Below are 12,152 nucleotides of genomic sequence, written 5' to 3' on the forward strand. Positions count from 1 at the left end.
TCGGGCCGTACGCGCGCGAACGGGCCGGGCCCCGCCGTCCTGCACGGCGGGGCCCGTTCCGGTCCGCGCCCCGGGCCCGGGGCCCGGGGCTCAGGCCCCGTCGTCCGAGCGCAGCACCGTCTCCGGGATCAGGACCGACACCAGCATCCCCGTCACCGGGTCCACCGTCAGCCCGCGCCCCGGCACCGGCCGGCCGCGCAGCTGGTCGTACGGCAGCCGCACGCCCAGCAGGTCGCCCTCGGCGGGGGACTGCGGCGACAGCAGCACACCGCGCCGTACCCGCCGCACCTGGCCCAGCCAGCCGATGCCCGCCGACGTCAGCGTCTCGGCAGTGGCGGCGACCGCCAGCCCGTGGCCCCGGTCCCGGCCGGTGGCCGCGATCTCCCGGAGCACCGGGTCGGCGGCCGGCATCTGCGCCAGCAGGTCGGCGTCGTCCACCAGGACCACCGCCGGGCCGGTACCGGCGGCCAGCGCGTCGCGCACCTCGTCCGCCGACGGGTCCGGCGACTCCAGCACCACCGCGTGCGGATGCCGGCGCAGCCCGCGAAGCGGCGACTCGCGCGGCGTGAGCACCACCACGCGTGTGCCGCCCGCCAGCAGCGACACCGCCAGGCTGGCCAGCGCCGTGGAGCGGCCCGCCCCGGGCGGGCCGCTCACCAGGAACGAGGGTGAGCCGGCCGCGAAGTCCACGCCCAGCGGCTCCAGATCGTCACCGCCGATGCCCAGCAGACCCCACAGCGGGCGCCGCCGCTCGGCCGGCACCTTCTCCCACGCGTCGGTGAACGCCACCTGCCGCGGCAGCGTGAGCACCCGCGCCGGACGGCGGGCAGCCGGCACGTCCCGGTCCCTGCGGGCCGCCTCCTCGCCGATCCGGCGCAGCGCCTCCGCCTGGTCCCGGCCGGTGGCCGTGGACGCGTCCGCGGCCTCCTCGCCGACCAGCGCCACCTGCACCTCCGTACCGCTGCCGCCCCGCCAGCCGCGGCCCTGCGGCACGACCGCCGGGATCTGCTTGGAGGAGATACCGGCCAGCATGTACTCGTTGCGGTCGGTCAGCCGCATCAGCAGCCGCTCGTCGTTGAGCGAGGCCACCTTGCCCGACAGCAGGGCGCGTTCGGAGGTGGCCACCACGTGGATGCCCATGGGGGCGCCCTCGCGGATCAGGGCGGTCAGCTCCTGCACCGGCCGACCGCTGTCGTGGTCGCCGAGCAGCGCCACGAGCGAGTCCCAGCCGTCGATCAGCAACACCACGTGTGCGGGCCGCTCGGCGGCCGGCAGCAGCCCGCGCAGCTCGGGCAGCGACGCCACCCCGTGCGCGGCCAGCAGCTCCTGGCGGCGGGCCATCTCCGCGAGCAGCCGCGCGTGCAGCCGACCCAGCCGCTCCAGGTCGGCGCGCGGCACCACCGCACCGCAGTGCGGCAGTGCCGTCAGGGCGGCCAGCGCGCCGCCGGCCGCGTCGATGCCGTACAGGTGGACGTCGGCGCTGGAGTGCCGGCGGGCCAGGGCCCCGGCGATGGTGCGCAGCACCTGCGAACGGCCCGAGCGCGGTGTGCCGATGACGTACAGGTGCCCGAAGGCGGACAGGTCCAGCTCCAGCGGCTCCTGCCGCTGCGCCGCCGGCACGTCGGCCAGCGCCCACGGCACCGGCGCGAGCCTGCCGTTGCCCGGGTCGGGGCGCCGGGGCAGGTCGCCCAGGGTGAGGGCGGTGGGCAGCGGCGGCAGCCACGGACTGGGCTGCGGTGCGATCGCCAGCTCCGCGGCGGCCTCGCACAGCACGTCCACCAGGACCGACAGGTCCGTCGGGCCGTCGGCATCGGCCTCGGCGGCGTCGTCCTCGGACGCCTGCCCGGGGGCGGGCTCGGCCGCGGCCCGGCCCAGCAGGGACCAGTTCACGTCGCTGGTCCAGATCGGCGCCTCCGCGGCGGCTGCGGGGGCGGACGCGTCCGCAGTCGGTGCGGCCGCGACGGCGTCCTCCCGTGCGGCGCCCACGTACGCCGTCTGGAACGGCAGCACTGAGCGGTGACCCACCCGCGCCAGGGCCCGGCCGGGCGTGGCGGCGGAGATGGTCACCGCGTCGTTGACCTCCAGCACGTCCTGGCTGTCCATGGTGTCCGTGACGCGCAGCGCAATCCGCAGGTTGGTGTTGGCGCGGATGTCGGCGGTGACCACACCGGCGGGCCGCTGTGTGGCCAGCACCAGGTGCAGGCCCAGCGACCGGCCGCGCTGCGCAATGGAGACCAGGCCCGGTACGAACTCCTGCACGTCGCGCGCGAGCGTGGCGAACTCGTCGATGACCAGCAGCAGCCGGGGCAGCGCGGGCAGCAGCGGGTTCCGGCGGCGCATGGCCCGGTACTCCGTGTGGTCCTTGGCCGCCGCGTCCGCCAGCAGCCGCTCGCGGCGCACCAGTTCGGCGCCGAGTGAGGACAGCGCCCGCTCCACCAGGTGGCTGTCCAGGTCGGTGACCATGCCAAGGACGTGCGGCAGCCGCACGCACTCCCGGAACGCGCTGCCACCCTTGTAGTCGACCAGTACGAAGGTCATCTCGTCCGGCCGGTTCACCGCCGCGAGCGACGCCACCAGGCTCTGCAGCAGCTCCGACTTGCCGGCGCCGGTGGTGCCCGCCACCAGCGCGTGCGGGCCGTCCTTGACCAGGTCGAAGACGACCGGCCCGGTGTAGCCGACGCCGAGCAGCGCGCCGGTGGAGGCGGGCCGCTGCTCCCAGCGGTGCACCAGGTCCGCGGCGGCGGGCGGCTCCAGCTCCAGCAGCCGTAGCAGGTTCGCCCGGTCCGGCAGGCCGTCGGAGCCGTCCGGGGTGATGTCGCGTACGGGCGCCAGCGCCCGTGCCACCCGCTCGCACCAGTCGGCGTCCACCAGGTCGGGCCGTATGCCCGGAAGGTCGGCGCTGCGGCTGCGGCGCAGTGTCAGCTCGCGTGCCCCGACCGCGCACACCGAGGCGCACTCCTCGGGGAGCATCCGTTCCTCCTGGTCCACGCAGATCAGGAAGACCCGGACGGCCGGGCCCTCCTTCAGCACCTGCACCACGCCCGGTACGTCGCGCAGCCGCCGGGCACCGTCCAGCACGACCACCAGGTCCGGCTCGGTGAGCAGGGCGCCGCTCATCGCCGCCTGTTTGGCGCGGGCCCGCGACCGCACGGCCGACACCAGCTCCTGGACCCGGTTGGCCACCGTCTCCGGGTCGTTGCCCAGGGTCACCGCCGGGCCGCCGGAACGCTCGGCGGCGACGCCGCCGTGGCCGGGGCGGGCGTGCGGCAGCCAGCGCACCCACTCCCAGGCGGGCGCGCCCGCCGGATCGGTCAGCACCGTGATCCGCACCTCGCGCGGGCTGTGCAGGATCGCAGTCTGCGCCACCACCCAGGCGGCGAGGGCGCGGGCGGCGGCCTGCTCACCCGCGATGCCGACCACGCCGTCCCCGGCCAGGTCCACGCCCACCGGCATGTCGGGGATGGTCCATTGCACGGAGCGGTGGTTGTCCTCGCGGGAGGAGTCCTCCACGGTCAGCAGCGAAGCCTGGCCCACTGTGCCGATGCGCAGTGCCAGATGGTCGGGGTGGGCGCGGGTGCGCTCCCACAGCCGGGCGCCGGGGCCGACCGCCCACAGCCCAGCCGCGGCCGGGTCGGGGCCGCCCGCCACGCGCAGTCGGCGCTCCCGGTCCACCTTGTCCCGTACGTCCTGCTCCAGCGCGCCGCGGCGGGTCCGGTAGCCGGCGACGGCCGCGGTGAACTCCTTCTCGGCGGCCCGGCGGCCGGTGACATGGTTGGCGACGGCCAGGAACGGGCTGAAGAAGGCGAACATCAGGAAGAAGTACGACTTCAATACGATCACCATGCCGACGCCGAAGAACATCGGCGCCAGCACGACGAGCAGCGGGATCGGCCGCTTCGCGGGCGGCGCGGGCGGCGACGGCAGGATGAAGCGTTCCGGCGTCAGCGGGGGCACGATCCGGGGCGGCCGGTTGAAGTCCAGATGCGCACCGTCGGCGGAGGGCGCGACGGCGGCGTCCGCCTCGGTCGGCTCGGTCACCCGCAGCAGGAACTCGCCCAGGGTCAGCTGTGCTTCTAGGGGCCACTCGCGCCAACCCTCGGGCAGCGGCTCGTACACCTCCTCGGCGGGATCGGGCAGCTCCGGCGGCGGCGGGGGCGGCAGCGGCACGGCGTCCGCGCGGGGGCGCTCCGGCGGGGGCTGCGGCTCGGACAGCGCGGCCTTGGCGTGCCCGGTCGCGGGGCCGGTGTGCACGAGCACGGTGCCGTCCGGGCGGACGGCGACCCGGATCCCGGCGGCGGGCACGTCGCGGCCGTCCAGCGGCACGGCGCTGCCCGGCAGCGGGCCCACGGCGTGCGTGCCCGGGGCCAGCATCCACACCCGGCCCGCCCCGGGGCCGCCGGTGACGTGCAGTTCGACCCCGGCGCCACGCGGCAGGCGCTCGCCGTCCGGGGTCCGTGACGGCGGCGCCAGCCGGCCGCGGGCGGGCCCGTACCGAGCCGGCTCGGCGGGGGCCGGGCCGCCGAGCCCGAGGCGCACGCCGTCGCGCACCCCGGCCGCCGCCAGCGGCAGCGCGGGGTCCACTTCGTGGTCGCCGACGAACAGCGCAGGCGGCTCGGGGCTCGCGGTCCCGGCCAGCCGCCCGGCCAGCGTCCCGGCGGAGGTGCCGGGGGCGGCGTCGACCAGCACGTCGCGGCCGGGGGCGGCCGGGTCGGTGCCCGGCTGACTGATGCTGAGGAAGAGTCTCACGGGTGGCGCTCGTTCCGTTCGGGCTGTGCGGAGACCCCGCGGGCGCCGCGGCCGGCGGGGAAGGGGGCGGGCTCGGGCTCGTCGAAGTCACTGGCGCCTCCGGCGCCCGTGCCGGCCGGCGGTCCGGCGGCGTCGGCGGTGCCCGACGCGGGCGGGTGCGGTGCCTGCCCGTCACCGGGCCTGTGCCCGGCGTCGGGTACGACTCCGGACCCGCCGCCCCGCGCGGCCGGCACCCCGCTCGCAGGCGGCACCCGCTCTGCCACCGGACCACTTCCGGCGGCGGGGGCCGGTCCAGGCTCCGCGAGGTCCACCGGTCCGTCATCGGGCGTCCGGCTGGTGACAGCGGGGACTTCGGCGGTGCCGGTGCGCCCGGCCGGCGCCACGCCCTGGGCGGCCTTCGCGTGCGGCACCTGCTGAGCCCCCCGGCCACTGCCGGCGAGCGGGGCCGGCTCGGGTTCGGTGAGGTCGGCCGCCGAAGCTTCGCGTGCGTGCTTGCCGCCGCCGTCGCCCGGTGTGTGGCCGGTGATCGAGGCGGGTTCGGTGCGGTCGGGCGAGGTCGGCGGGGTCCCGTCCTGGCCCGGCGTACGGGCGGGGCCCGTGGCCGCGATGTCGCCCGACGCCGGGGGCGCCATGCCCGGGGTGGCCGCGGTGTCGGCCGGAGTCGCCTTGCCGGCCGACGTCCGGGGCGGAGGCGGAGGCCGGTGGCCGCCACGGGCGGCGGTGCGCAGCGCGCGGGCGACGGCGCGGCTCAAGGCCGCCGCTTCGACGTCGGCGCCCAGCTCAGGGGCCAGCAGCCGGCCGTCCGCCTCCGCGTGCAGCGCCCACGCGTGCCCCGGCAGGGCCGCGCCGCCCGCGAGCACGCGTACCGCGCCCCGCTCGGCCAGCGCGCACAGCCGCGCCGCGGCTGCAGCGTCCGGCGCCCAGCACACAAGGACCGGCGGTTCGCAGTCGCCGTCCGCCGTCTCCAGCCGTTCCAGCAGCTCCGGCAGTGGGCGCCCGGCGAAACGGGCGTGGACGCCGCCGGCCACCAGGACCGGCGGCCCCTCCGGCAGGGAGTCCAGCTGCGCCGTGAGCGCCTGGAGCACGCTGCGGGCCGCCGGGCCGTCGCCCTCGACGGCGATCATGGGCGGACCGGCGTACCAGTCGGCCACGACCACGCCGCCGCTGCCGTGCCGGTCCACACCCAGGACCAGCGGCAGCCGCTGCCCGGTCTCCGCCTCCGGGACCCCGTCAGCGACGGAGCCGTCCTTGCCCAGCGGCGCGGCCCAGGTCCACGGCTCCGCGGCCTCGGCGGCGCTCCACGGCGCCGGCGGCGCCGGGACGTCACGCCCGGCGAGCAGGACCCGTACCCGGTCCCGGGCCGGGGCGAGGGACACCGCGACCGCCCGGCACGGCCCGGCGGCGTCGCGGTCGGCGCGGTCCAGCGCGTCCGCCGCGGTGCCCCGCGCGTCCGGTGCGGCCAGGAACGCCGCCAGCGTCCTCGCCCGGCGCCGGTCACGCCGCATCACCCGCCACGGCCGGGTCACCGCGCGGCCGGTCATCCGCGCCTCCCAGCGCGCCCGGCGCATCGCGCGCCGCAGGCCGCCTTGGCGGCGTACCACCCGCCCGCTCCACCACAGCAGCGCGACAACGGCAACGAGCAGGCCGGCCAGGATGATCCACGAGGTGCGGTCCGGCATCGGCAGCGCGGCGAGCGGGGCCGTGCCCGCGTCCCTGCCTGTCACGCGCAGTCCCGGTCGTGCCGGGCGGCGGTGTGCCGGGCCTCCCGCAGCGCGTGGTGCAGACGGGACTTGACGGTGCCGGGCGGGATCGCCAGCGCCCGGGCGGTGTCGGGTCCGGGAGACCCGAGCAGGTACGTGTACACCAGAACCTCACGGTGACGACGGGACAGTGGGGTGAGGAGCGCGACGACCTCCGCACGGTCAGCGACCCGGGCGGGGTCGTCGACCGGCGCGGCCAGATCGGGCGCGGGGGAGGCGAGCAGGGCGGGGCGGACGCCGTCACGACGGCTCCAGTCGATGACGACGTTCCGCGCCACGGTGAACAGCCAGGCGGCCGCGGGCTCCTGAGGATCCGTACGGGCGGACCCGGCCCCGGCGGCGGCCGGCGGGGGACGGCCGGCGTCCCGGCCGGAGTCGCCGCGCGCGGCCTGCCAGGCCCGCAGCAAGGTCTCCTGCACCACGTCCTCCGCGCGCTGCGGGTCGCCCGGCAGCAGGCTCAGGACATAGCGCAGGAGCGGCCCCCGGCGAGCCCGGACGGCCGCGGCGAACCGTTCATCCGGTAAGAGCGCTCTCGCATGGTCGGGCGCGGGAGCTGCACGGAAGTCCATGGTGCGGTGATCCCCGGGGAGTTCGGCGCAGGCGGGACCCTGTACCGGTTCCCGGTACATCGTTGGTCCTGCCACGGATTCCGTAGCCTAGCCTCGATGTTCGTGATGGGTCGTCGGCTTCGGTGGGTGGCCAATTCGTCGTTGTGTGTGGGCATGCAGACGGCCCGATCGCATCGCGCGGGCGCCGGGCCCTACGGTTCCAGTCGGTGGCTCCTCTGCCCGTCGGGGCGGGCCGTTGCTGGTCAGCCTGGGTGCGGGAAGGTGTCGAGTCGTCTGACCACGTCCGTGATCATGTCGGTCCATGGCCAGTGGCGGGCGAATCGCAGGTGCCACGATGTCGCCGGGCTTGGATGCGGGCAGCGCACCTACAAGATTCGCATCCCCGCGGGCATCAGGGAGGCCAGGAGCTGCGGATCCGCGAACTCGGAGGCCCTGGCAAGCACGGCGGTGCGCCAGGGGACCCTCGCCGGCCTCCTCGGCTCCCTCCATCAGCAGTCCCGGTATCGCGAAGAACTCCCGCAGCCGTGCGGCGACTTCCAGCGGAACCCGCGTACCGGCGGCACAGTCTCGAACCTGACGTTCCACCCGGCGGCCAATGTGGTGCGGCAGCGTTGTCCGCCGTCGAAGAAGTCCAGGTCGAAGGTGCTGAGCGCTTGATCGCTGTACGCGTGTAACGGGTCCCCCAACGTCACCCCGGACGCCCCGGCCTCGGCGGCCACTCAACCTTCGCTGAGAAAACCTAGCGGTCACCAGACTTCGCTGACAATGCTCAACCTTCGCTGTGAGAGGTCACCACCAATCCGGCCAGAACGCCCGACCCGACGCGTCTCGAACGCACTTCGTACGGTATTTGTACGGTGAAAGTGCGTGATTTTTACGGTTCATGGGGTAAAGTCTGGGTCAGGAGGTGTTCCATGTCCGAGATGTTCAACGCGGTCGACGCGCTGGTCGCGTCCCGCTCTCCGCTGCCGACGGCAGAGGAGCGCAAGCGGCTGCGCACCGCGCACGGCTTGACGCTGGACGAAGTCGCCGGCGCGCTGAAGGTGCGGCGGGCCACGGTGTCCGCCTGGGAGTCGACGAAGAAGCCGACCGAGCCGCGCGGCCCTGAACGTGAGGCGTATGCGCGACTGCTCAAGCAGCTCGCGGAGCTCTACCCCGCCCCGGTGCCCGCCACGTTCACCGGCGCATCCGACCCGGCGGAAGCCGAGACTCTGTCCACAGGTCCGGCCCCCGAGGCTGCGGTCATGACTGCAACAGAGAACACCCGGACCAGCCCCGCCCCCGTCGGCACTGCTCCGGCGGCCGCGCCGCGTCCGGCGCGCACCACCAGGCCGACGTCGACGTCACGACGGCCGGGCGCGAAGAAGGCGGCCCCGGCCGGTACTCCGGCGGGCATCGACTCGCGGTTCGAGAACGGCCCGCTGGCCGTTGTCGACGTCGAGGAAGGGAAGGTGCTGGCGTACTGCACTGGCGGCCTGGTCCTGGACGTGCCCGCCAAGTCCCTGCCGTCCCTGGTGGACTGGACCCTCAAAGAGGCGAAGCTCGGGCAGCCGAAGCTGTCCGGTCCCGGCAAGGACGCCGACCCGCTGCTCGTGCTCACCGAGGCCGCGCTGGAGCGCTACGGCCTCCCGGCCACGCTCACGGAGGAGGAGCGGCTTGCCGGGCGGCTCCCGGAGGGGCACAAGGTCATCAAGCAGCTGGTCCGCGCGGAGTGGAAGCTGACGAAGCGTGGGTTCGGGCCGTGGGCGAGGATCTATCGCCCGGCCATCGGTTCGGAGCGGGCCTGTGTGCAGCTGTGCATCCCGTCGTGGCACGCGCTGGACACCCGGCACTGGGGTGAGGCCGGGCAGCTTCCGCCGGCGGAGCTCGCACGGGTGCTGGGCGTGTACGCGTCCCGGGTGATGACGCCGCGCGGCTCCACGGCCGTGACCGGGCTGGAGCTGATGACCGCGCTGCACCCGCCGACCCGGGCCTCCGCGCCGGACGCCGAAGGCAAGCGGCACTCCGAGCACAACCCCGGCTCGCTGGGGAAGGGCCCGGTGGACTGCGCGCCGTGCGAGGCCCCGGACGGGCACCCGCTGCTCAAGGACCTGCCCCGCTTCCACGTCCGCAGCCCCGGGGAGAAGCTGTTCGAGGAGGCGTACGACTGGGCGCGGCCGATGACGGATGCCGAGTGCACCCTGCGGCACCTGGTCGGCATCGACGTCAACATGGCCTTCGCGGCGGGCACCAACGGGCTGAACGTCGGCCTCGGAGCGCCGACACACGTCAAGGCCCCGGTGTTCGACCCGAAGCTGCCCGGCTCGTGGCTGGTGGACCTCTCCCACGTCGACCTGTCGACGGTGAAGGTCGGCAAGGAGCGGGTGGAGCTTGACGGCAGCCTGCTGCCCAGCCCGTTCACACCGAAGGGCGAGCGCCCCGAAGGGCCGGCCTGGTACGCGACGCCCACCGTGGCGTACGCGGTGGAGATCGGCTACGAGGTGCGCCCGCTGGAGGCGTGGGTGCGGCGCGAGAACGGCCGATACCTGGACGGCTGGTACAACCGGCTGCGCGACGCCTACCTCGCCACCATGGCCGACCTCGGCGTCGACGCCGACCTCGCCCCGGCCGACTTCCTCGCGGCGATGGACGGCTACAAGGGCCGCGACCCGGAGCTGGCGATCGTCGTCTCCGCGGTCAAGGCCACGGTGAAGGGCGGCCTGGGCAAGCTGCGCGAGCGCCCGCGCGGGGAGGGCTGGCGGCCCGGCGAGCCGTGGCGCGCCCTGTCCCGGCCGACCTGGCGGCCGGACATCCGCGCCGCAGTCATCTCCCGCACCCGGATCAACCTGCACCGCAAGATCGTCAAGCACGCGTCGTTCACCGGGCAGTACCCGGTCGCGATCCTGTCCGACTGCGTCGTCTACGCGGCCAACGGGCCCTCGCCGCTGGACTTCCTGCCCTACCGGGAGGGCAAGCCGCTGCCCGGCGGCTTCAAGCTCGGGGTCAACCCCGGCCTGGTCAAGCACGAGGGCACCCAGTCCGTGCTGTGGGGTGAGGAGGTCCGCGAGCGGTTCAACGCGCCGGAGCTCAACTTGGCCCGGTACATCAAGGACGGCACCGTCACCGATCAGAACAACGGGGAGTAGGTAGGCGATGAGCATGTTCGGGGACGGCCTGGACCAGGCGGTGCAGAAGGCGTTCACCCGCCCAGCGCCCAAGAGCGCGGGCGCGCAGATGCGGTACCTGGTCAAGCAGATGAAGGGCACGAAGGCAGTCGCCCAGATGCTGCGAATCTCCCAGCGCACCGTCGAGCGGTACGTGAAGGACCAGATCAAGAAGCCCCGTGCCGACCTCGCCGCGCGCCTGGAGCGCGAGGTGAAGAAGCGGTGGCAGCCGCAGATCCGGGCCAAGGCCCGGCAGAAGGCGGCGAGCACGGGCGGCATCGTCATCGACACCCGCGCCCGCATGGGCTACACCGCGCCGATCGGGTCGACGGACCAGGACCGCATCCGGCACCTGACCGTCGCCCTGCCGCCCCGCTACGCCGCCCGACTCTTTGACGCCCAGGAGCAGGGCGCCAGCGACCAGCAGCTCAAGGAGATCGCCGCCGAAGCGCTCAAGGAGGTGTACTTCCAGGACGGCGGCCGCCGCGCGGGCAGCCTGGAGGAGGTCCGGTTCACGGACATCGAGCACCTGGAGTTCGACCTGTAGAGCGCCTGTCCCCGGACATCGTGCGAGCCCTGGACCTGCGGAGTGGTCCAGGGCTCGCACCGTGTGCCGCGCCTGGATGTCTGAGTCCCGCGGGGTGGTGAGGGGCAGCCGGTCTGGCTGGCCGGATATTTGGAGGGGCGCATCCGCGTGGGGATGCGCCCCCTCGTGGGCGCCGCGCTGGAACGCGGTGAGCCCGGTCCCTGTTTCATGGTGCAGCCACGACGCCAGGGGACCTCGGCAGCGAGTGCCGGAGGCAGCGTTGCAGGGACCATGGCATCCGATGCCCCGCTTCGGCAATGGCACCTGGACGAAAATGAATGAAAATAGTGGTTTCGTTCCTCTGATCTGCGGTTTTCGGATGGCCGGGGTTCTAATCGGCCACCCGTTCGCCATCCCTTGGCGGTGAACGCCTGGACGTGCATGCATCAACGACCCCACCCCGGGGGGCCACACATTGTGATGGTCGGGTCCCGGTGAGAGCATCAACGCGGTTGGCGGGCAGACCTGGAAGTCGCCGCCAGCAGTTCACGGTGCAGCCAATTCATCGCGCTTATAAGGGGCGTGATATGACGTCAGGCAGGAATCAGGTATGCGTTCGTTCTCCTCTCCGCCAGCTCCCGGCGGCCCTTCGCAGGGAGCTCTGACAACGACGGAACTGATTGTCGTGATCGTGGTCATCGTGGTGGCAGCGGGCCTCGCGGCTTTCGGGATACCGGTGTTCGGAGCCCTTGAGTTCATCGCCGGTGCTCTTTACGTTGCCTGCCGGTCCGTCAAGGCCATGCGCGCGGCAGAAGTGCCGCCGCTCGAGGCCGTCTGACGGTCCCATGGGACGGCGCGAGAACGCCGTTGCCGCCGACACCCGGCAGTCCCAAGCGCTCGCGCTGTGGCTACGTGCCCAGCGCGAGCGCCGAGGCGTCACCTACGCGGCAATGGCCAAACTGACTGGACACCAGTTCACCGCGTCGGCACTTTCGCGCGGCGCCAGCGGCAGGATTCCATCCCGCCGCCTGATGCTGGCATACGCGACCGCGTGCGACGCCGACACCAGGGAAGCGACGCGTCTGTGGAAGGCCGCGCGCAGGGCCGAAGAAGAACGCCGACGCCGCGCGGGCATCTCTCCGGAGTTCCGGGACCTGGCCGCATCGCTCCGCTCGGTGATGACCCACCCCGACCTCATCGACAGCTTCGGCAAGCTGCACGACGTCATGGTGGAGATGCGAGCCAGAGAAGGGCAGCCGTCCCTCAGCGACCTGCAGGCGGCAGCGGGGCGGACCCCCGACGGCCGGCACCGGCTACCCAAGAGCAGCCTCAGTGTCATCCTCAGAGGCGAGGCCGTACCCTCACGCGCTCACCTCACAGCGTTCATGGAAGCCCTGAACGTCTCCCC

At 74.2% G+C, this 12,152-nt stretch carries 8 protein-coding genes; 5 read left to right on the top strand and 3 right to left on the bottom strand.

Annotation, left to right across the window (positions count from 1 at the left end; all coding sequences use genetic code 11):
* Positions 1-90: 90 nt before the first annotated feature.
* From ACH4EW_RS28850 to ACH4EW_RS28860, 3 genes are read right to left on the bottom strand one after another with little or no spacing between them, the layout of a single operon-like run.
* Positions 91-4,746 (bottom strand): FtsK/SpoIIIE domain-containing protein, encoded by a 4,656-nt coding sequence (locus ACH4EW_RS28850; RefSeq protein WP_398261867.1) that lies wholly within the window; start codon positions 4,744-4,746, stop codon positions 91-93.
* The gene (locus ACH4EW_RS28855; protein ID WP_398261869.1) at positions 4,743-6,470 is read right to left on the bottom strand and encodes a hypothetical protein; all 1,728 of its coding nucleotides are present in this window, start codon (positions 6,468-6,470) and stop codon (positions 4,743-4,745) included. The genes ACH4EW_RS28850 and ACH4EW_RS28855 overlap by 4 nt, the downstream gene beginning before the upstream one ends.
* Positions 6,467-7,075 (bottom strand): sigma-70 family RNA polymerase sigma factor, encoded by a 609-nt coding sequence (locus tag ACH4EW_RS28860; RefSeq protein WP_398261872.1) that lies wholly within the window; start codon positions 7,073-7,075, stop codon positions 6,467-6,469. The genes ACH4EW_RS28855 and ACH4EW_RS28860 overlap by 4 nt, the downstream gene beginning before the upstream one ends.
* Positions 7,076-7,336: 261 nt before the next feature.
* Between ACH4EW_RS28860 and ACH4EW_RS28865 the strand changes: the two genes are divergently transcribed.
* The 5 genes from ACH4EW_RS28865 to ACH4EW_RS28885 all read left to right on the top strand — a co-directional run.
* Complete coding sequence (locus ACH4EW_RS28865; protein ID WP_398261874.1) at positions 7,337-7,732, top strand: hypothetical protein; 396 nt, start codon at positions 7,337-7,339, stop codon at positions 7,730-7,732.
* Positions 7,733-7,989: 257 nt separating this feature from the next.
* Complete coding sequence (gene tap, locus ACH4EW_RS28870; RefSeq protein ID WP_398261876.1) at positions 7,990-10,200, top strand: telomere-associated protein Tap; 2,211 nt, start codon at positions 7,990-7,992, stop codon at positions 10,198-10,200.
* Between the two features lie 7 nt (positions 10,201-10,207).
* A complete protein-coding gene (tpg, locus tag ACH4EW_RS28875; RefSeq protein WP_398261878.1) occupies positions 10,208-10,765 on the top strand; it encodes a telomere-protecting terminal protein Tpg in 558 nt (185 codons plus the stop codon).
* A gap of 589 nt (positions 10,766-11,354) precedes the next feature.
* Positions 11,355-11,582 carry a hypothetical protein gene (locus ACH4EW_RS28880; protein WP_398261880.1) on the top strand — a complete coding sequence of 76 codons (228 nt, stop codon included), beginning with the start codon at positions 11,355-11,357 and terminating at the stop codon, positions 11,580-11,582.
* Positions 11,583-11,589: 7 nt separating this feature from the next.
* On the top strand, positions 11,590-12,152 hold a 563-nt coding region (locus ACH4EW_RS28885; RefSeq protein ID WP_398261882.1), incomplete at its 3' end, for a helix-turn-helix domain-containing protein.

The organism is Streptomyces sp. NPDC018000 (genome assembly GCF_044328025.1).
Classification (GTDB): domain Bacteria; phylum Actinomycetota; class Actinomycetes; order Streptomycetales; family Streptomycetaceae; genus Streptomyces.